The sequence below is a fragment of the Micromonospora sp. B11E3 genome, from assembly GCF_039871625.1.
In the GTDB taxonomy this organism is placed as follows: Bacteria; Actinomycetota; Actinomycetes; order Mycobacteriales; family Micromonosporaceae; genus Micromonospora.
Genome location: NZ_JBDPMC010000013.1, coordinates 1 through 19,075, shown reverse-complemented (window position 1 = coordinate 19,075; position 19,075 = coordinate 1). Strand labels below are relative to the sequence as shown.

Annotated in this window: 17 protein-coding genes; 14 read left to right on the top strand and 3 right to left on the bottom strand. The window is 74.8% G+C overall.

The genetic code is table 11. The features are described from left to right. Positions 1-33: 33 nt before the first annotated feature. From ABGB16_RS09725 to ABGB16_RS09715, 3 genes are read right to left on the bottom strand one after another with little or no spacing between them, the layout of a single operon-like run. Positions 34-468, bottom strand: coding sequence for a PLD nuclease N-terminal domain-containing protein (locus tag ABGB16_RS09725; protein WP_347667651.1), 435 nt, complete (start codon positions 466-468; stop codon positions 34-36). A 27-nt stretch (positions 469-495) separates the two neighbouring features. Continuing rightward, positions 496-795: a DUF202 domain-containing protein gene (locus ABGB16_RS09720; RefSeq protein ID WP_347667650.1), complete on the bottom strand. Its 300-nt coding sequence runs from the start codon at positions 793-795 to the stop codon at positions 496-498. After that, complete coding sequence (locus ABGB16_RS09715; protein WP_347667649.1) at positions 792-1,184, bottom strand: DUF202 domain-containing protein; 393 nt, start codon at positions 1,182-1,184, stop codon at positions 792-794. The genes ABGB16_RS09720 and ABGB16_RS09715 overlap by 4 nt, the downstream gene beginning before the upstream one ends. 41 nt (positions 1,185-1,225) lie before the next feature. Here ABGB16_RS09715 and ABGB16_RS09710 point away from each other — a divergent pair, with 41 nt between their 5' ends. The 14 genes from ABGB16_RS09710 to gatB all read left to right on the top strand — a co-directional run bounded on the left by ABGB16_RS09710 (position 1,226) and on the right by gatB (position 19,047). After that, positions 1,226-2,023, top strand: a complete 798-nt coding sequence (locus tag ABGB16_RS09710) for a GNAT family N-acetyltransferase (RefSeq protein ID WP_347667648.1) — start codon at positions 1,226-1,228, stop codon at positions 2,021-2,023. After that, the gene (locus tag ABGB16_RS09705) at positions 2,020-2,433 is read left to right on the top strand and encodes a hypothetical protein (protein ID WP_347667647.1); all 414 of its coding nucleotides are present in this window, start codon (positions 2,020-2,022) and stop codon (positions 2,431-2,433) included. The genes ABGB16_RS09710 and ABGB16_RS09705 overlap by 4 nt, the downstream gene beginning before the upstream one ends. A 299-nt stretch (positions 2,434-2,732) precedes the next feature. Then, positions 2,733-3,512 (top strand): electron transfer flavoprotein subunit beta/FixA family protein, encoded by a 780-nt coding sequence (locus tag ABGB16_RS09700; protein WP_347667646.1) that lies wholly within the window; start codon positions 2,733-2,735, stop codon positions 3,510-3,512. 11 nt (positions 3,513-3,523) lie between these two features. After that, complete coding sequence (locus tag ABGB16_RS09695; RefSeq protein WP_347667645.1) at positions 3,524-4,483, top strand: electron transfer flavoprotein subunit alpha/FixB family protein; 960 nt, start codon at positions 3,524-3,526, stop codon at positions 4,481-4,483. Between the two features lie 317 nt (positions 4,484-4,800). Then, entirely contained in the window at positions 4,801-5,976 is a 1,176-nt protein-coding gene (locus ABGB16_RS09690; RefSeq protein WP_347667644.1) for a cysteine desulfurase family protein, read from the top strand. 148 nt (positions 5,977-6,124) lie between these two features. After that, a complete protein-coding gene (gene mnmA / locus ABGB16_RS09685; RefSeq protein ID WP_347667643.1) occupies positions 6,125-7,198 on the top strand; it encodes a tRNA 2-thiouridine(34) synthase MnmA in 1,074 nt (357 codons plus the stop codon). A 36-nt stretch (positions 7,199-7,234) separates the two neighbouring features. Beyond that, a complete protein-coding gene (locus tag ABGB16_RS09680) occupies positions 7,235-8,326 on the top strand; it encodes a methionine synthase (protein WP_347667642.1) in 1,092 nt (363 codons plus the stop codon). A gap of 106 nt (positions 8,327-8,432) precedes the next feature. Further along, the gene (locus ABGB16_RS09675) at positions 8,433-8,801 is read left to right on the top strand and encodes a VOC family protein (protein ID WP_347667641.1); all 369 of its coding nucleotides are present in this window, start codon (positions 8,433-8,435) and stop codon (positions 8,799-8,801) included. Positions 8,802-8,942: 141 nt separating this feature from the next. Next, positions 8,943-9,968 carry an ADP-ribosylglycohydrolase family protein gene (locus ABGB16_RS09670; protein WP_347667751.1) on the top strand — a complete coding sequence of 342 codons (1,026 nt, stop codon included), beginning with the start codon at positions 8,943-8,945 and terminating at the stop codon, positions 9,966-9,968. Between the two features lie 303 nt (positions 9,969-10,271). After that, a complete protein-coding gene (gene ligA / locus ABGB16_RS09665) occupies positions 10,272-12,407 on the top strand; it encodes an NAD-dependent DNA ligase LigA (protein WP_347667750.1) in 2,136 nt (711 codons plus the stop codon). 226 nt (positions 12,408-12,633) lie between these two features. Beyond that, positions 12,634-15,342 (top strand): EAL domain-containing protein, encoded by a 2,709-nt coding sequence (locus tag ABGB16_RS09660; protein WP_347667640.1) that lies wholly within the window; start codon positions 12,634-12,636, stop codon positions 15,340-15,342. Between the two features lie 254 nt (positions 15,343-15,596). Then, on the top strand, positions 15,597-15,902 hold the full coding sequence (gene gatC, locus ABGB16_RS09655) for an Asp-tRNA(Asn)/Glu-tRNA(Gln) amidotransferase subunit GatC (RefSeq protein WP_347667639.1): 306 nt from the start codon (positions 15,597-15,599) through the stop codon (positions 15,900-15,902). A 156-nt stretch (positions 15,903-16,058) separates the two neighbouring features. After that, the gene (gene gatA / locus ABGB16_RS09650) at positions 16,059-17,534 is read left to right on the top strand and encodes an Asp-tRNA(Asn)/Glu-tRNA(Gln) amidotransferase subunit GatA (RefSeq protein ID WP_347667638.1); all 1,476 of its coding nucleotides are present in this window, start codon (positions 16,059-16,061) and stop codon (positions 17,532-17,534) included. Between the two features lie 13 nt (positions 17,535-17,547). Further along, the gene (gene gatB, locus ABGB16_RS09645; protein ID WP_347667637.1) at positions 17,548-19,047 is read left to right on the top strand and encodes an Asp-tRNA(Asn)/Glu-tRNA(Gln) amidotransferase subunit GatB; all 1,500 of its coding nucleotides are present in this window, start codon (positions 17,548-17,550) and stop codon (positions 19,045-19,047) included. Positions 19,048-19,075: the final 28 nt, after the last annotated feature.

Genomic DNA, 19,075 nt, shown 5'->3' with positions numbered 1-19,075 from the left:
GCGGTGGCCCCGGGGTGTGCGCCGTCGCCCGGCTCACACCTCGGGGCGGTCCTCCTCGCGGGGCGGGTCGCCCTCCCGGCGGCGCAGGTCGTCCTCGCGCCGGCGCAGGTCCTCCTCCCAGCGGCGGAACAGCTCCTGGTCCTGCTGGCGGGAGCGCTCGGCGAGGGACTCGAGGAACTCCGGGTCGTCGTCCGGGGCGACGGGCCGGCGCCGGTCGCGCCCGGCCGGGGCGCCGCCGGTCGGGGTGCCCCCGGCAGGCCGGGCCGGGCGGGGCCGTGCCGGGTCGGGCTCCCGCCCGGCCAGGAACCACGCGATCGAGCCGAGCAGCGGGAACAGCAGGATGACCAGCACCCAGACGATCCGGGGCAGCGCCCGGATCCGATCCTCATCCGCCGACAGGCAGCTGATCAGGGCGCTGACGGCGAGGACGATCTGGACGAGGAACAGCAGGACGTACAGGCGGGCCATGCGCCCATCATGGCGTACGGGCGCCGGTCACCACACCCCGCGCAACGCCAGCAGCACGCCCAGCACCGCGTAGCCGACCGCGGCCAGGGCGACCACCGGCATGGCCCGCGAGGCGGTGCGGACGGGGCCGGAACCGGTGGCCCGCCGCCAGCACAGCGCCAGCGTGGCCGCCCAGCCGAGCAGCGCCGCGCCGGCCAGCAGCGCCCCGGCCAGGTCCCCGGTCAGCGCCTGCCGCACGGTCAGCACGGTGACCGCGGTGAGCGCGAGCAGCGTACGCCGCCAGGCCAGCCGGGTCCGCTCCGGTTGCAGCCCCGGGTCGCCGGTCACCGGCGGCCGACCGTCCCGGCGAGCACCGCGACCACCAGCAGCAGCGCGCCCAGCCCGACGGCGAGGGCGAGCACGGCCGGGAAGCGGGACGCCGGCAGCTCCTCGCCGAGCCGGATGGCCCGCTCGGTCCGGGCCCAGTGGTCGACCGCCCGCACCGCGACCGCGCCCCCGAGCAGCAGCAGCGCGACGGCGATCACCTCGCGCAGGTGCGCCAGCGGCAGCGGGGGCAGGAACTGGGCGGCGGCCAGCCCGCCGCCGACCAGCGCCAGCCCGGTACGCAGCCAGGCCAGGAAGGTGCGCTCGTTGGCCAGGGAGAACCGGTAGTCGGGCCGGCTGCCCACCGACCGCAGCTCCCGCGGGTCGAACCACCGCCTGATCGCCTCCCACACGCCGCCGATTATCCGCTTTGCCCGGTGCCTAGCCTGGGGGGATGACCGATCTTGACGCCCGCACGCTGCGGGACGCGTACGACGCCCAGATCCGCCCGGAGATCCCCGACCCGCTGCCGGCCGGGGTGACCGTCGAGCGGGACGGCCCGCTGGTGCGTGTCCTCGGGCTGGACCATCGGGGCTTCCTCACGTACCGGGACCTGGGCGGGCTGGCCGGGGCCGAGTTGGACGAGCTGATCGCCCGGCAGGTGGAGTTCTTCCGGGCGCGGGGCGAGGCGGTGGAGTGGAAGCTCAACGGCCACGACGAGCCTGCTGACCTGGGCGACCGGCTGCGCGCGGCGGGGTTCGTCCCCGAGGATCTGGAGACCGTGGTGGTCGGCCCGGTCGCGGCGCTGGCCGCCGCCGTCCCGGTCCTGCCCGACGGGGTACGCCTGCGTGAGGTCGCCGCCCGCGCCGACCTGGAGCGGATCGCCGCGATGGAGGAGGCGGTCTGGCAGGAGGACCGGAGCCACCTGGTGACCGGGCTGGCGAAGGAGATCGCGGCCGACCCGCAGTCCATCACGGTGGTGGTGGCCGAGGCGGGGGACACGGTGGTCAGCGCCGGCTGGGTCCGGTACGTCAGGGGCACCGGCTTCGCCACGCTCTGGGGCGGTTCGACGCTGACCGAGTGGCGTGGCCGGGGCATCTACCGGGCGCTGGTGGCGTACCGGGCGCGGCTGGCGCAGCAGCGCGGGAAGACGCTGATCCAGGTGGACTGCTCGCCGGACAGTCGGCCGATCCTGGAGCGGCTGGGGCTCGTAGCGGTCACCACGACCACGCCGTACATCTACACTCCGTGACCATGGAGCAGTGGCTGACGGACGAGGAGCGGCTCACCCTGAAGACGGGCGCGTTCGGCGCGGTCTTCCTGGTCTCGAACGCCGACCCCGGCGTGTTCGCCCTGATCCGGGAGAGCTTCGCGGCGTCCGGGGTGATGTCGGAGGCGAGCGGCCCGGTGATGGAGGCCCTCACCGTCGGTCCGCTGCCGAAGCTGCCGCGGGACTCGACGCTGGAGATCGAGTCGGTGGTGCTGCCGGCGCTGCGCCGGGCGGTGGAGATCCTGCGGGAGAAGGCGCCGGATGACGTGGCGGGCTACCGGTCGCTGGTGCTCGCCGCCGCCGAGCAGGTGGCCCGGGCGGACCGGGGCGTGGCGCCGGCCGAGGCGGAGATGGTCGACCGGATCAGGGGCGCGCTGGCCGAGCCGGCCTGAGGCGGGCCTGCCGCGAGGCACTGCGTCCCGGCCCGCTGCCGGCGCCGCCTCCGGGCCTGCCGCCTGCGCCGCCTCCAGGCCCGCTGCCGGCGCCGCCTCCCGGCCTGCCCCGACGTCGCCGACAGTGGTGAGCTGTGTCACTCTGAGGCCCCGGGAGCCGAAAGCTACTTGCGGGTAACATTGCGTCCGTGGGCAACCGCACACAGCCCGCGGTTGACCGATCGTTAAGTCACGCGGGAGGCTGCGGCCGTGACCGGGCGAGAAATCGCACCACCAACCAGGAGGGTCGTCGAAGCGCGATGAACATCGTCGTACTCGTCAAGCAGGTGCCTGATTCGGGCGCGGACCGCAACCTGCGTTCTGACGACAACACCGTCGACCGCGGTTCGGCGAACAACGTGATCAACGAGATGGACGAGTACGCCATCGAGGAGGCGTTGAAGATCAAGGAGGCGCACGGGGGTGAGGTCACCGTCCTGACCATGGGTCCGGACAAGGCGACCGAGTCGATCCGTAAGGCGCTGTCCATGGGGCCCGACAAGGCAGTGCACGTGGTGGACGACGCCCTGCACGGCTCCTGCGCGGTGGCCACCTCGAAGGTGCTCGCCGCCGCCCTCGGCCAGCTGGGCGCGGACCTGGTGATCTGCGGGGCGGAGTCCACCGACGGTCGGGTGCAGGTGATGCCGCACATGATCGCCGAGCGGCTCGGCGTCGCGGCGTTGACCGGGGCGCGGAAGCTGACCGTGGACGGCTCGACCCTGACGGTGGAGCGGCAGACGGAGGAGGGCTACGAGGTCGTCACCGCCTCCACCCCGGCGGTGGTCTCGGTGTGGGACACCATCAACGAGCCGCGGTACCCGTCGTTCAAGGGCATCATGGCCGCGAAGAAGAAGCCGGTCCAGACGCTGTCGCTGGCCGATCTGGGCATCGCCCCGACGGAGGTCGGCTTCGACGGCGCGACCAGCGCGGTGCTGGAGCACAGCAAGCGGCCGCCGCGCTCCGGCGGGGCGAAGGTCACCGATGAGGGCGACGGCGGCGCGAAGCTGGTCGAGTTCCTCGCCACCGAGAAGTTCGTGTGAGGGGTCTGGACATGGCTGAGGTTCTCGTCGTCGTCGACGCCACCCGGGAGTTCGGCGTCAAGAAGGTCACCCTGGAGATGCTCACCCTCGCCCGCGAGCTGGGCACGCCCGCCGCGGTCGTGCTCGGCGGTCCCGGCGCCGCCGAGGCGCTGACCGGCAGGTTGGGCGAGTACGGCGCGGAGAAGGTCTACGCGGCCGAGAGTGAGGAGATCGACGGCTACCTGGTGGCCCCGAAGGCCACCGTGCTCGCCGACCTGGTGCGGCGGGTGCAGCCGGCCGCCGTGCTGCTCGCGTCCGTCCAGGAGGGCAAGGAGATCGCCGCGCGGCTGGCGGTCAAGCTGGACAACGGCATCCTGACCGACGTGGTGGCCCTGGCCGCCGACGGCACCGCGACCCAGGTGGCGTTCGCCGGCTCGACCATCGTCAAGTCCAAGGTCACCAAGGGTCTGCCGCTGGTCACGGTCCGGCCGAACTCGGTGACCCCGGTCCCGGCCGCGGCCACCCCGGTCGTCGAGCAGTTGACCGTGTCGGTGGCCGAGGGCGACAAGCTGGCCCGGGTCGTCGACCGGGTCGCCGAGCAGAAGGGCACCCGCCCGGAGCTCACCGAGGCGTCCGTGGTCGTCTCCGGCGGCCGGGGCGTCGGCAACGCCGACAACTTCAAGCTGGTCGAGGAGCTGGCCGACCTGCTCGGCGGCGCCGTCGGCGCGTCCCGCGCGGCCGTGGACTCCGGGTTCTACCCGCACCAGTTCCAGGTGGGCCAGACCGGCAAGACGGTCTCCCCGCAGCTGTACGTCGCGTTGGGCATCTCCGGCGCGATCCAGCACCGGGCCGGCATGCAGACCTCGAAGACCATCGTCGCGGTGAACAAGGACGCCGAAGCGCCGATCTTCGAGCTCGCCGACTTCGGCGTGGTCGGTGACCTGTTCAAGGTCGTCCCCCAGGCCGCCGAGGAGATCCGCAAGCGCCGCTGACCCCACGCCGGGTCCACCGGAGGCCGCCGCCCGCTCCGCGGGCGGCGGCCTCCGCGTTGACCGGGGCTGGTCCGCGCCAGGCGGGCTGGTCCGGGTTGAGCGGGGCTGGTCGGCGCCGAGCGGAATGATCGGCGCCGAGCGGGACTGATCGGCGGGCCGGGGAGCTGAGCCGGCCCGCCGATCAGCTCCTCGCACGGTACTACCCCGGGCCCGGCAAGGAGGGGCCCCTTGTCAACAGCCGCTCCGGTGGAGCAGCGGCCCTTGTGACACCCTCCGGCGTCCGGCTCGCGGGACCCAGGTCAGTACGCTGGGCGGTGATGGCATACCTGGATCACGCCGCGACGACCCCGATGCTGGACGAGGCACTCGAGGCGTACGTGGCCACCGCCCGCGAGGTCGGCAACGCGTCGTCACTGCACGCGGCCGGCCGGCGCGCCCGCCGCCGGGTGGAGGAGTCCCGCGAGCGGATCGCGGCCGCGCTGGGCGCCCGCCCGTCCGAGGTGATCTTCACCGGCGGCGGTACGGAGAGCGACAACCTGGCGGTGAAGGGCATCTTCTGGGCCCGTCGGGCGGGGTCCGCCGACCGGCGCCGGGTGGTCTCCAGCGCGGTGGAGCACCACGCCGTCCTCGACGCGGTGGACTGGCTGGCCGACCACGAGGGGGCCGAGGTGGGCTGGCTGCCGGTGGACCAGACCGGTCGGCTCGACCCGGACGCGCTGCGCGCCGAGCTGGCCGAGCACGGCGAGCGGGTCGCCGTGGTCACCGCGATGTGGGCCAACAACGAGGTGGGCACGCTCCAGCCGGTCGCCGCGCTGGCCGCCGTCGCCGCCGAGCACGGGGTGCCGTTCCACACCGACGCGATCCAGGCGGTCGGTCAGGTGCCGGTCGACTTCGCCGCCAGCGGCGTCGCCGCGCTCACCGTCACCGGGCACAAGCTGGGCGGTCCGACCGGCGTCGGCGCCCTGCTGCTCGCCCGGGACGTCGCGGCCACCCCGCTGCTGCACGGGGGTGGCCAGGAGCGCGACGTCCGCTCCGGCACGCTGGACACCGCCGGCATCGTCGCCTTCGCCGTCGCCGTGGAGACCGCCGTGAAGGGCCAGCAGGAGTACGCGGCGCGGGTGGCCGCCCTCCGCGACGACCTGGTGGAGCGGGTGCGGCACGCCGTACCCGAGGTGGTCTTCAACGGCGCCCCGACCGACCGCCTGCCCGGCAACGCGCACTTCTCGTTCCCCGGCTGCGAGGGGGACGCCCTGCTGCTCCTGCTGGACGCCCAGGGAATCGCCTGCTCGACCGGCTCGGCCTGCTCGGCCGGGGTGGCCCAGCCGTCGCACGTGCTGATCGCGATGGGCGCCGACGACGACCGGGCCCGTTCCTCGCTGCGCTTCACCCTCGGCCACACCAGCAGCCAGGAGGACGTGGACGCCCTGATCGCCGCCCTCCCGGCGGCGGTGGACCGCGCCCGCCGCGCCGCCGCCCTGCGCACCCCCCGCTGACCCTTCGCCCACCCGCCCGTTCCCCGCGATCTTGCATTTCTGGCCCCTCTTTCGCGGCTTTTGTCCATTTAGTTGGGGCCGCAACTGCAAGATCGCGGTGACCCTGGGGGCGGGCGATAGGCTTCCGAGGGGAAGGGAGCGTGGCGCGGTGAGGGTGTTGGCGGCGATGTCGGGCGGGGTGGACTCCGCCGTGGCGGCGGCGCGGGCGGTGGAGGCCGGGCACGACGTGACCGGGGTGCACCTGGCGCTGGCCCGCAACCCGCAGACGTACCGCACGGGAGCGCGCGGATGCTGCACCCTGGAGGACTCCAGGGACGCCCGGCGGGCGGCCGACGTCATCGGCATCCCCTTCTACGTCTGGGACATGGCCGACCGGTTCCACGCCGACGTCGTCGACGACTTCGTCGCCGAGTACGCCGCGGGGCGTACCCCGAATCCCTGCCTGCGCTGCAACGAAAAGATCAAGTTCGCGGCGGTGCTGGACCGGGCCGTGGCCCTCGGCTTCGACGCCGTGGTCACCGGCCACCACGCCCGGCTCGGCCCGGACGGCCTGCTGCGCCGCAGCGTCGACCTGGCCAAGGACCAGTCGTACGTGCTGGCGGTGCTGACCCGAGCGCAGCTCGACCGGTCGATCTTCCTGCTCGGCGACTCGACGAAGGCGCAGGTCCGCGAGGAGGCGGCCCGGCGCGGGCTCGCCGTGGCCGACAAGCCCGACTCGCACGACATCTGCTTCATCGCCGACGGCGACACCCGCGGCTTCCTCGCCCAGCGGCTGGGCGAGGCGCCGGGCGACGTCGTGGACGCGCTGACCGGCGCGGTGGTGGGCAGCCACACCGGCGCGTACGCGTACACGGTGGGGCAGCGGCGCGGCCTGCACCTGGACCGCCCCGCCCCCGACGGCCGCCCGCGCTACGTGCTCTCGATCACCCCGAAGACCAACACCGTGACGGTGGGGCCGGCGGAGGCGCTGGAGGTCCGCACGGTACGCGCCGAGCGCCCGGTGTGGACCGGGTGCGAGCCGCCGGCCGGGCCGGTCGACTGCGAGGTGCAGCTGCGCGCGCACGGCGACGTGGTGCCGGCGACGGTGTCGCTGGACGGCGACGGGCTGCGCGCCGAGCTGCGCCGCCCCGTCCGCGGCGTCGCCGCCGGCCAGGCGATCGTCGCGTACCGGCCGGACCCGGCCGGCGACGTGGTCCTCGGCTCCGCCACCATCGCCGCCTGACGCCCTCCCGGCCCGGGCGTTGGGTACCCTTCGGCCGTGACTGATCAGCCCTGGCCCTGGCCCGCCGGCGCGGCGACAGGCATCGGCTCCCTGCCCGGCACCGACGTCGCCGAGGCGCTGCGGGTGGTCCTCGGGGAGCTTCCCGCGCTGCCCCACCTGCCCGAACTGCCGGCGCGCGGCCCCGGCGCCGACCTCGTCGGGCGCACCGCCGGCCTGCTGGTCGAGCTGCCCGTGGAGCTGTACGCGGCCCGCTGGCGGGTCGCCCCGCGTCCGGGGCGCGACCTACGCCGGGCGCGGGACCTGATGGAACGCGACCTCGACCAGCTCGCCGAACAGGCCGAGGAGTACGCCGGGACGCTCAAGGTGCAGGCCGGCGGCCCGTTCACCCTGGCCGCCGCGGTCGACCGGCCCATCGGCGGCCGGATGCTGCGCGACCCGGGCGCCGTCCGGGACCTCACCGCCTCCCTCGCCGAGGGGCTGCGCGCGTACGTCGCCGCGGTCAGCCGTCGGGTGCCCCGCGCCTCGGTGCTGCTCCAGCTCGACGAGCCGTCCCTGCCGGCGGTGCTCGCCGGCCGGGTGCCGACCGAGAGCGGCTTCGGCACGTACCGGGCGGTGGAGCGGCCCGACGCGGCGGCGGCGCTGCGCACGGTGGTCGAGGCGGTCGGGGTGCCGACCGTGATCCACTGCTGCGCGCCCGACGTGCCGCTGGACGTGGTCCGCTCGGCCGGCGCGGTCGGGGTGGCGCTGGACCTGGGGCTGGTCAGGGACCTGGATCCGCTGGGCGAGGCCATCGACGCAGGCCTCGGGTTGCTGGCCGGCGCCGTGCCGGCGACGCTGCCGCCGGGCGGTCGCGCGGTGGTCGGCGCCGTGCCGGCGACGCTGCCGCCGGGCGGTCGCGCGGTGGTCGGCGCCGCGCCGGCGACGCCGCCGGCCGGTCGCGCGCCGACGTCGGCCCAGGTCGCCGACCGGGTACGTCAGCTCTGGGACCGCCTCGGCTTCCCCCGGGCCCGCCTCGCCGAGCAGGTCGTCGTCACCCCCGCCTGCGGCCTGGCCGGAGCCACCCCGCAGTACGTCCGGGCGGTGCTGGCCGCGTGCCGGGACGCCGGGCGGCGACTCGCCGAGGACTGAGGTGCGAGGAGGGACGCTCGTCGACGTGCGGCGCTTCGCCGCGTCGGGAAGGGTCCTTCTTGACGCGTGAGGTTCCCTGTCGTACCGGGCGGGCAGGATGACGGGCATGATTGGACAGCTTCGCTCGACGGTCATCGACTGCCCCGATCCGAGATCCCTCGCGGCGTTCTACGGCGGGCTGCTGGGCCTGCCGCTGATCGAGGGCGACTCCGACGGCGACGACTGGGTGGTGCTCGGCGGCCCGCCGGGGCACCAGCCGCGGCTCGCCTTCCAGAAGGCGCCCGACCTGCGTCCGCCGACGTGGCCCGACCCGGAGCGGCCGCAGCAGCTCCACCTCGACGTCACCGTGGACGACATCGAGGCCGCCGAGAAGGCGGCGCTGGCCCTCGGCGCGCGGCGGCTGCCGGGCGAGGGGGAGGGCTTCCGGGTGTACGCCGACCCGGCCGGTCACCCGTTCTGCCTCTGCTGGGACTGACGGCTCCCAGCCCGGCGCGACGGTGGCCGCGTCGCGGTGGCCTCGGAAGTCCCGCCCGGCGCGATCACGCCGCTGGTGGTGGCCTCGGGGGTCCCCGCCCGGCGCGATCACGCCGCGTGGCGGTGGTTGCCGTCGCCCGGCATGATCGCGGGTGTGATCGACTCCTCGCTCCAGCGGGCCTCCGGCTCGCTGTTCGGCCTCGCCTACGGTGACGCGCTGGGCAAGCCGACCGAGTTCCTGACCGTCGCCGAGATCCACCGCCGGTACGGCCCGGGCGGCCCCCGCCAGCTGGAGGGCGACCCGGCGCTGGTCACGGACGACACCCAGATGGCGCTCGCGGTGGGCTGGGCGCTGCGCGACGCGCCGGCGTTCACCCCGGAGGCGGTCGAGCCGCTGCTGCGCGAGCGGTTCCTGGCCTGGGCGGTCAGCCCGGACAACAACCGCGCCCCCGGGATGACCTGCCTGCGCGCCTGCGCCGAACTGGCCAGGGGGGCGCGCTGGCAGGATGCGACGGTGGCCGGCTCGAAGGGCTGCGGGGCGAACATGCGGGTCACCCCGGTCGGGCTGCTCCCCGTCGACGCGGACACCCTGGCCGGGCTCGCCCAGCTCCAGGCGGGTCTGACCCACGGCCATCCGACCGGGCTGGCCGCCAGCGAGCTGACCGCGTACGCGGTCCGGGTGCTGCTCGACGGCGCGGCCCTGGACGAGTTGCCGGCGCTGCTGACGGCGCGGGCCCGGGAGCAGCGCCGGGTCTACCGGGCGGACTGGCTCGGCGACCTCTGGCAGCGGCCGGGCGTGGACTCGCCGGAGGACTTCATCGCCCGCGGCTGGGACGAGTGCCTGCGCGCCCTGGGCCGGCTGTCCACCGCTCTGGGCCGGCCGGACGACGGCGGGGACCCGTGCCGGCACACCGGCGAGGGCTGGGTCGCCGAGGAGGCCCTGGCGACCGCGCTGCTCTGCGCGCTGCGGCACGCCGACGACCCGGTCGGCGCGTTGGCCCGGGGCGCCACGACGGCCGGCGACTCCGACTCCATCGCCGCCCTGGCCGGCGCGTTCGTCGGTGCCGCCCACGGGATGTCCGCCTGGCCCGACGACTGGTCCACCCGCATCGAGTACGCCACGGACCTGACCACCCTCACCACCCTCACCCTTCCGCCCGCCCACTGACCCACCCGCACGAGCCTGGGGCGGGCCACGCTCGGGTCGATCAAGAGGTTTGCGTCAGCCGACCGGACGCAAAGCTCTTGATCAACGCGGCGGGGCGCGGGATGGCGCGCGGTGCGGGTGGGCGGGAGATTGTCCCACCCGGCGGATACCGTGCGGGAGTAGCGTGATCACGGGAGGTCGCACCACATGGCGGGCAGCGGCGAGGTGTCGGGGAGTGGCGTGTCGGGGAGCGGCGAGGTGTCCGAGAGCGGCAAGGCGGCGAGGAGCGGCGCGGTGGAAAGCGACCCGGCGCCGGCCGGCGGGGTGGGCGAGGGCGTCGTCCCGCAGCAGGTGACCCCGGCGCAGGAGGCGGCGGCCGGCGCCGAGCCGCCCGCGCAGGTACGGGAGCGGCACGCGACGCTCAGCCAGGAGCTGACGGAACACCAGTACCGCTACTACGTGCTGGACGCGCCGACGGTCTCGGACGCGGAGTTCGACCGGAGGCTGCGCGAGCTGGAGGCGCTGGAGGCCGAGTATCCGGCCCTGCGTACCCCGGACTCGCCGACCCAGCGGGTGGGCGGCACGTTCTCCACGGACTTCACCCCCGTCACCCACGCGGAGCGGATGCTCTCCCTGGACAACGCCTTCGCCGACGAGGAGTTGGCGGCCTGGGCCGAGCGGGTGGAGCGCGACGCGGGCGGCCCGGTGCCCTACCTGTGCGAGCTCAAGGTCGACGGCCTGGCGATCAACCTCACGTACGAGAAGGGCCGGCTCGTGCGCGCGGCGACCCGGGGCGACGGGCGCACCGGCGAGGACGTCACCGCCAACGTCCGCAGCATCCGGGACGTCCCGTCGGAGCTGACCCCGTCGACCGAGTTCCCGGAGGTGCCGGAGCTGCTGGAGGTGCGGGGCGAGGTCTACTTCCCGGTCGCCGCCTTCGCCGACCTCAACGCCGGCCTGGTCGAGCAGGGCAAGGCGCCGTTCGCCAACCCGCGCAACGCCGCCGCCGGCAGCCTCCGGCAGAAGGATCCCCGGGTCACCGCGTCCCGGCCGCTGCGCCTGGTGGTGCACGGCATCGGCGCACGGCGCGGCTTCACCCCGACGGCCCAGTCCGAGTCGTACGCGGCGCTGCGGGCGTGGGGCCTGCCGACCAGCGACCGCTGGCGCGTCGTACCGGACCTGGCCGGCGTCGCCGAGTACATCGCCCACTACGCCGAGCACCGGCACGACGTCGAGCACGAGATCGACGGCGTGGTGGTCAAGGTCGACCCGGTCCCCATCCAGGGGCGGCTCGGCTCGACCAGCCGGGCTCCCCGCTGGGCGATCGCCTTCAAGTATCCGCCGGAGGAGGTCAACACCAAGCTGCTCGACATCGACGTGAACGTCGGGCGGACCGGCCGGGTCACCCCGTTCGCCGTGCTCGAACCGGTCCGGGTGGCCGGCTCCACGGTCGCCCTCGCCACCCTGCACAACGCCCGTGAGGTGGAGCGCAAGGGCGTGCTGATCGGCGACACGGTGGTGATCCGCAAGGCCGGTGACGTGATCCCCGAGGTGCTCGGCCCGGTGGTCGACCTGCGGCCCGTCGACGCCCGGCCGTTCGTCATGCCGACCTCCTGCCCGGCCTGCGGCACCCCCCTGGCCCCCGCCAAGGAGGCCGACGTCGACATCCGCTGCCCCAACAGCCGCAGCTGCCCGGCCCAGCTGCGCGAGCGGGTCTTCCACCTGGCCGGCCGCGGCGCGTTCGACATCGAGGTGCTCGGCTACAAGGGCGCGGCGGCGCTGCTGGAGGCGGAGGTCATCGTTGACGAGGGCGACCTGTTCCAGCTCGACGAGAAGCAGCTCGCCCGGTCGCCGTTCTTCGTGAACAAGGACGGCAGCCTCGGCAGCAACGCGGTCAAGCTGATCGAGAACCTCAAGGTGGCCAAGCAGCGGGACCTGTGGCGGGTGCTCGTCGGGCTCTCCATCCGGCACGTCGGCCCCACCGCCGCCCAGGCCCTCGCCCGGCACTTCCGCTCGATGGATGCGATCAGGAACGCCACCGAGGAGGAACTGTCGGCCGTCGACGGGGTCGGCCCGACGATCGCGGCCAGCCTCAAGGAGTGGTTCGCGGTCGACTGGCACGACGAGGTGGTCCGCAAGTGGGCCGAGGCGGGCGTTCGGATGACCGAGGAGGCCGGCGAGGAGGGGCCGCGCCCGCTGGAGGGGGTGACCGTCGTGGTGACCGGCACGCTCGCCGGCTTCTCCCGCGACCAGGCGGCCGAGGCGATCCAGGCCCGGGGCGGCAAGGTCACCGGCTCGGTGTCCAAGAAGACCAGCTTCGTGGTGGTGGGCGAGAATCCCGGCTCCAAGGCCGACAAGGCGGCCAGCCTCAAGCTGCCGGTGCTGGACGAGGAGGGCTTCGGGGTGCTGCTCGACCAGGGCCCGGACGCGGCCCGTGAGGTGGCCCGCGTCGAAGGTTGACGCCGCGGGGCAGGCGCCGGCGCCCCCGGGAGAGCCTGCCTCTCCTGGGCGCCAGCGCCTCGAATGCGCCCACCCCCGCGTGACGGCGGTGCACCGACGGCGTATACCAAGTTAATTACGACTACGGCCGATCCGTGGCTGTCGCGTCCGGATACTGTCACGCAGGGCGTTTCATGGGGGCACGTCGGGCGCACGGCCCGCCGTGGCCACTGTCCCGGGAGGTGCGATGGAGGCCGCCGATCCGCGAAACTCCGTCCCGCCGGGGCGGGTGACGCCCTTCTTCGGCTTCGTCGCCGCCGTGTCGGCGCTGGCCCTGGCGGTGTCGGCCGGGCCGCTGGCCGCCCTGCCCGATCAGCTCGCCGAGCTGCCGGTGGCGTTCTGGACGATGGCGGCGCTCGCCGTGGCCTGCGACGCGCGCCCGTTCGTGCCGCCGGGTCGACGGCAGTCCTCGGCGGTCTTCCCGTCCACCTGTTTCAGCTTCGCCATCCTGCTGGGCTGGGGGCTGGGCCCGGCGGTGGCCGTGCAGGCGGTGGCCGTACTGGTCTCCGGGTGGCGGATGGGGTACGCGGCCTGGCGCACCGGCTTCAACGCCGCCCAGTACGCGTGCGCCCTCGCCGCGGCGGCGGCGGTCACCGAGCTCGGCCCGGGCGTCATCTTCCGGGGCGGGCCGTTGAGCTCGAGCGACGCGGTGACGGTGATCGGGGCGACGGCGGCCTGGTTCGTCGCCAACTACGGCCTGGTCAACACCGCGATCCGGCTGCGGTTCGGGGACCGCTGGTGGCCGACCCTCCGCCTCGGTCTGGGGTACGAGCTGCTCTCCACCGGGTCGCTGCTGTTGCTGGCCCCGGTGCTGGTGGCGGCCGCCCGGGCCAGCGCCGCGCTGATCCCGCTGGTGCTGGTGCCGCTGTTCGCGGTGTACCGGATGACCCGGCTCTCCGCCGAGCAGGAACAGCTCGCCGCGCTCGACCCGCTCACCGGCCTGCCCAACCGCAAGGCGCTGCTCGCCGAGGTCGCCGAGCAGGTCCACCTGCACGCCGAGCGAGCGGCCAAGGGCGCCTCCGACGCCCATCTGGCGCTGCTGCTGATCGACCTGGACCGGTTCAAGAACGTCAACGACGCGCTCGGCCACGCCGTGGGCGACCGGTTGCTCGTCGAGGTCAGCGCCCGGCTCGCCGGGGCGGTGGGGGAGGGCGACCTGCTGGCCCGGCTGGGCGGCGACGAGTTCGCGATCGTCAGCACCCGGCTGACCGGGGTGGAGGACGCCCGGGAGACCGCCGAGCGGCTGGCCCGCGCGCTGGCCGAGCCGGTGTCGCTGGACGGGCTGCCGCTGGACGTCGGCGGCTCCATCGGCATCGCGATCTTCCCCGACCACGGGGAGGACTTCGCCACCCTGATGCGTCACGCCGACGTCGCGATGTACGACGCCAAGCACCGCAACGACACCGTGGCCGTGTACGCCGCCGAGTCCGACCACAACTCCGCCGAGCGGCTCGGGCTGCTGGCCGACCTGCGGCGCGTACTCGAATCCGGGCCGGCCGAACCGGCGGGCGCGGCGGACCGGCTCGGCCGGAAGCGGGTCGGGGCGCGCGGCGGGGACGGCGCCGCGCTGCGGGCCGGGGACGGCGTCGCCCTCCCGGGGGACGGGCGGACCCTGCCCGCCGGGGACGGCGTCGTGGCCCTGCCCGCCGGGGACGGCGTCGTGGCCCTGCCCGCCGGGGACGGCGTCGTGGCCCTGCCCGCCGGGGACGGCGTCGCGGCCCTGCCCGCCGGGGACGGGGCCGCGCTGTCCGCCGGACCCGCCGCCCTGCTCCCGGCGACCGGTTCGGGCTCGCCGGGACGCTGGCGGGCGCGGCGGCACCGGCGGCCGGAGCCGGCCCACCCGGACGAGTTGATCAACCGCATCGTCACCGGCGCCGACCCGATCCGCCGTCGCGCCGCGGCCCCCGGGGCCGGCGCCGGCATGGGGGCGGGTGCCGGCAGCAGGTCCTGCGGCGGGGCGGCGCAGGCGGCCGGCGCCGGCCTGGCGGACCGGGCCGGGGCCGGGTCGGGCGGCGGGGCGGCGCGGCGGCCCGGGACCGGGTCGGGCGGCCGGACCGCGCAGGCGGTCGGCGGCGAGAGCGGGCGGTCGGCGGGGTCCGTGCCCGGCAGGGCGACCGGCGGGGTGCCGGCCCGGCAGCCGGACGAGCTGGGCGACCCCGGTGAGATCACGATGTACTACCAGCCGCAGGTCGCCATCGCCACGGGCGAGGTGGTCGGCGTGGAGGCGCTGCTGCGGTGGCGGCACCCCCGCCGCGGCATGGTCGACCCCGAGGAGTTGATCCGGGTCGCCGAGCAGAGCGCCGTGATGCGGCTGCTCACCCGCCGGGTGGTCGACGACGTGATGGAGCAGTTGGCCAAGTGGTCCGCCGCCGGGAGCAGCCTGCGGGCGGCGGTCAACGTCAGCGTCCGGGACCTGCACACCGGCGAGATCGCCGACCAGATCGCCGACCGGCTCGCCCGGTACGGCGTCCCGCCGGACCGGCTGCAACTGGAGATCACCGAGGGCGCGCTGATGGCCGACCCCCGCCGGGTGCTGGCCACCATCTCCCGGCTGCACTCCATCGGGGTGGCCATCGCGCTGGACGACTTCGGCACCGGGTACTCGTCGATGCAGCACCTGCGCCGGCTGCCGCTGTCCGAGGTGAAGGTCGACCGGTCGTTCGTGCTCGGGATGGCCGACGACGCCGACGACGCGGCGATCGTCCGCTCGGTGATCGAGCTGGCCGGGGCGCTCGGGCTGCGGGTCGTCGCCGAGGGCGTGGAGGACGAGCGGACCTGGCGGCTGCTGCACGCCGCCGGCTGCGACCTGGCGCAGGGCTGGTTCTACGCGCGGCCCATGCCGGCCGCGGAGCTGGAGACCTGGCTGTCCCGGTACCGGCCGGTGCGCCCGCGGTAGCGCGGCTGGACGCCCGCGCTACTCCGGCTGCACGCCCGCGTTGGCCCGGCGGCGCGGCCCGGGCGGGACCGTCCCGCCCACCAGCGACACCAAGTCCGGGCGGGCCGCCGGTGACGGAGGGGGAGTCGGGGACGCCGGGCGGGTGCTGGACAATAGACTCGCTCCAGTCACCGCGCGTCATCGTCGGCGCCGCCGGCCGGGCGCGCGGCGGGCCCACCGCCAGACCAAGCAGGACAGCCACGAAGGGGGCACTGATGGCCGCCATCTCCCGCGAGGAGGTCGCGCACCTGGCGCGACTGTCGCGGCTCGCCGTCACCGAGGAGGAGTTGGACGTCTTCGCCGGCCAGCTCGACGTGATCCTCCAGTCGGTCGCCCAGGTCGGCGGGGTCGCCGCGACGGACATCCCGCCGACCTCGCACTCCGTACCGCTGACGAACGTGTTGCGCGAGGATGTGGTGGTGCCGGGCCTGACCCCGCAGGAGGCCCTGTCGGGCGCGCCCGACGTGGAGGAGCAGCGGTTCCGCGTCCCGCGGATCCTGGACGAGGATGTGGCGTCATGAGCGAGCGCAGCGAGCGAATCATCGGGCACGGTGCGTCCGGCGCTCACGGCGCCGGGGAGCGAAGCGAGGCGGCGGCGTGAGCGAGCGGAGCGAGCGAATCATCGGGCACAGTGCGTCCGGCGCTCACGGCGCCGGCGAGCGAAGCGAGGCGGCGGCGTGAGTGACCTGATCAAGATGACCGCGGCGGAGATCGCCGGGCTGGTCGCCAGCGGGGAGACCTCGGCCGTCGAGGTGACCCGGGCCCACCTGGACCGGATCGCCGCCGTCGACGACCGGGTGCACGCGTTCCTGCACGTCGACACGGAGGGTGCGCTCGCCGCCGCCCGCGCCGTCGACGAGCGGCGGGCCGCCGGTGAGGAGCTGGGCCCGCTGGCCGGCGTGCCGGTCGCGGTGAAGGACGTGCTCACCACCAAGGGCGTGCCGACCACCGTCGGGTCGAAGATCCTGGAGGGCTGGCGTCCGCCGTACGACTCGACGATCGTGCAGCGGCTGCGCGCGGCCGGCACGGTGATGCTCGGCAAGACGAACATGGACGAGTTCGCCATGGGCTCCTCGACGGAGTACTCGGCGTACGGGCCGACCCGCAACCCGTGGGACCTGACCCGCATCCCGGGCGGCTCCGGCGGCGGCAGCTCCGCGGCGCTCGCCGCGTACGAGGCGCCGCTGGCGATCGGCTCGGACACCGGCGGCTCGATCCGTCAGCCCGGCGCGGTCACCGGCACGGTCGGCGCGAAGCCCACGTACGGCGGCACCTCCCGGTACGGCCTGGTGGCGTTCTCCTCCTCGCTGGACACTCCGGGCCCGTGCGCGCGTACGGTGCTGGACGCGGCCCTGCTGCACGCGGTGATCGGCGGCCACGACCCGCGCGACTCCACCTCCATCCCGGCGCCGGTGCCCGACGTGGTCGCCGCCGTGAAGCTGGGCGCGACCGGAGACCTGACCGGCGTGCGGCTCGGCGTGGTCGCCGAGTTCACCGGCGAGGGCGCCGAGCCGGGCGTGATGGCCGCGTTCCGTGAGTCCGTCGACGCGCTGGCCAAGCTCGGCGCGGAGATCGTCGAGGTCTCCTGCCCGCACTTCACCTACGCCCTGCCGGCGTACTACCTGATCGCGCCGAGCGAGTGCTCGTCCAACCTGGCCCGGTTCGACGGGGTCCGGTTCGGGCTGCGCGCGGGCGACGACGGCAACCGGTCGCTGGAGGAGGTCATGTCGCTGACCCGGGACGCCGGCTTCGGCCCCGAGGTCAAGCGGCGGATCATGATCGGCACGTACGCCCTCTCCTCGGGCTACTACGACGCCTACTACGGGCAGGCGCAGAAGGTCCGGACGCTGATCACCCGGGACTTCACCGCCGCGTTCGAGCGGGTCGACGCGCTGATCTCGCCGACCACGCCGTTCGTGGCGTTCCCGCTCGGCGCGCGCACCTCCGACCCGTACCAGATGTACCTGGCCGACCTGTTCACCATCCCGACCAACCTGTACGGCGGCCCCGGCATCTCGGTGCCGTGCGGGCTCTCCGACGGCCTGCCGGTCGGCCTGCAGGTGATGGCCCCGACGATGGCGGACGACCGGATGTACCGGGTCGCCGCCGCGCTGGAGTCCGCGGTCGGCACGTTCACCCCACCGGCACTGTGAGGCAGGAGCACCGATGACGACGACCTTGCCCGCGTACGACGACGTCGTCGCGCGCTACGAACCGGTGATCGGCCTGGAGACCCACGTCGAGCTGGGCACGAACACCAAGATGTTCTGCGGCTGCCCGACGGACTTCGGCGGCGAGCCGAACACCCGGGTCTGCCCGGTCTGCCTGGGCCTGCCCGGCTCGCTGCCGGTCGCCAACAAGGCGGCGATCGAGGCGACGATCCGGATCGGCCTGGCGCTGAACTGCTCGATCGCCACGTGGTGCCGGTTCGCCCGGAAGAACTACTTCTACCCCGACATGCCGAAGAACTACCAGATCAGCCAGTACGACGAGCCGCTCTGCGTCGACGGGTACCTGGACGTCGAGGTGAACGGCGAGCTGGTTCGCATCGGCATCGAGCGGGTGCACCTGGAGGAGGACACCGGCAAGACGCTGCACGTCGGCGGCGCCACCGGCCGCATCCACGGCGCGACGGAGTCGCTGGTCGACTACAACCGGGCCGGCATCCCGCTCGTGGAGATCGTCACGAAGCCGGTGCCCGGCACCGGCGCGCTGGCCCCCGAGGTGGCCCGGGCGTACGTCACCGAGCTGCGCGACGTGATCCGCTCGCTGGGCGTCTCCGACGTCCGGATGGAGGAGGGCTCGCTGCGCTGCGACGTGAACACCTCCCTCAACCGGCCGGGCGAGGAGTGGGGCACCCGCACCGAGACCAAGAACGTGAACTCGCTGCGCTCGGTGGAGCGGGCCGTCCGCTCGGAGATGCTGCGCCAGGCGTCGGTCCTCGACGCGGGCGGGAAGATCACCCAGGAGACCCGGCACTTCCACGAGGACACCGGCGACACCACCCCGGGCCGGTCGAAGGAGACCGCGACCGACTACCGGTACTTCCCGGAGCCGGACCTGGTGCCGCTCGCGCCGGACCCGGCCTGGGTGGCCGAGCTGAAGGCCGCCCTGCCGGAGCTGCCCCGGGTGCACCGCCGCCGGCTCCAGGAGCAGTGGGGCCTGTCCGAGGCGGACATGCAGTCGGTGCTCAACGCCGGCGCGGTCGAGCTGATCGAGGCCACCGTGGCCGCCGGGGCCACCCCGGCCGCCGCCCGCAAGTGGTGGCTGGGCGAGCTGTCCCGCCGGGCCAACGAGACGGGCGTGGAGCTGTCCGACGTCGGGGCCACCCCGACCCAGGTCGCCGAGCTGCAGGGCCTGGTCGACGCCGGCAAGCTCAACGACAAGCTGGCCCGTACGGTCCTGGAGGGCGTGGTGGCCGGCGAGGGTTCGCCGACCGAGATCATGACCAACCGGGGTCTGGAGGTCGTCTCCGACACCGGGGCGCTCACCGCCGCCGTGGACGAGGCGATCGCCGCCAACCCGGACATCGCCGAGAAGATCCGCAGCGGCAAGGTCGCGGCGGCCGGCGCGCTGGTCGGCGCGGTCATGAAGACCACCCGCGGCCAGGCCGACGCCAAGACCGTCCGCGAGCTCATCCTGGCCCGCCTGAACGCCCAGCCCTGACCCACCCCGTATACCCCCACCCCCCACC

Excerpts from the sequence above, each read along its gene's own strand:
- ABGB16_RS09670 (WP_347667751.1), top strand. The coding sequence starts at position 8,943 with ATGATCGCGGGTGTGATCGACTCCTCGCTCCAGCGGGCCTCCGGCTCG.
- ABGB16_RS09675 (WP_347667641.1), top strand. The coding sequence starts at position 8,433 with ATGATTGGACAGCTTCGCTCGACGGTCATCGACTGCCCCGATCCGAGA.
- gatB (WP_347667637.1), top strand. The coding sequence starts at position 17,548 with ATGACGACGACCTTGCCCGCGTACGACGACGTCGTCGCGCGCTACGAA.
- ABGB16_RS09690 (WP_347667644.1), top strand. The coding sequence starts at position 4,801 with ATGGCATACCTGGATCACGCCGCGACGACCCCGATGCTGGACGAGGCA.
- ABGB16_RS09710 (WP_347667648.1), top strand. The coding sequence starts at position 1,226 with ATGACCGATCTTGACGCCCGCACGCTGCGGGACGCGTACGACGCCCAG.
- ABGB16_RS09725 (WP_347667651.1), bottom strand. The coding sequence starts at position 468 with ATGGCCCGCCTGTACGTCCTGCTGTTCCTCGTCCAGATCGTCCTCGCC.
- gatC (WP_347667639.1), top strand. The coding sequence starts at position 15,597 with ATGGCCGCCATCTCCCGCGAGGAGGTCGCGCACCTGGCGCGACTGTCG.
- ABGB16_RS09695 (WP_347667645.1), top strand. The coding sequence starts at position 3,524 with ATGGCTGAGGTTCTCGTCGTCGTCGACGCCACCCGGGAGTTCGGCGTC.
- ABGB16_RS09660 (WP_347667640.1), top strand. The coding sequence starts at position 12,634 with ATGGAGGCCGCCGATCCGCGAAACTCCGTCCCGCCGGGGCGGGTGACG.
- ABGB16_RS09700 (WP_347667646.1), top strand. The coding sequence starts at position 2,733 with ATGAACATCGTCGTACTCGTCAAGCAGGTGCCTGATTCGGGCGCGGAC.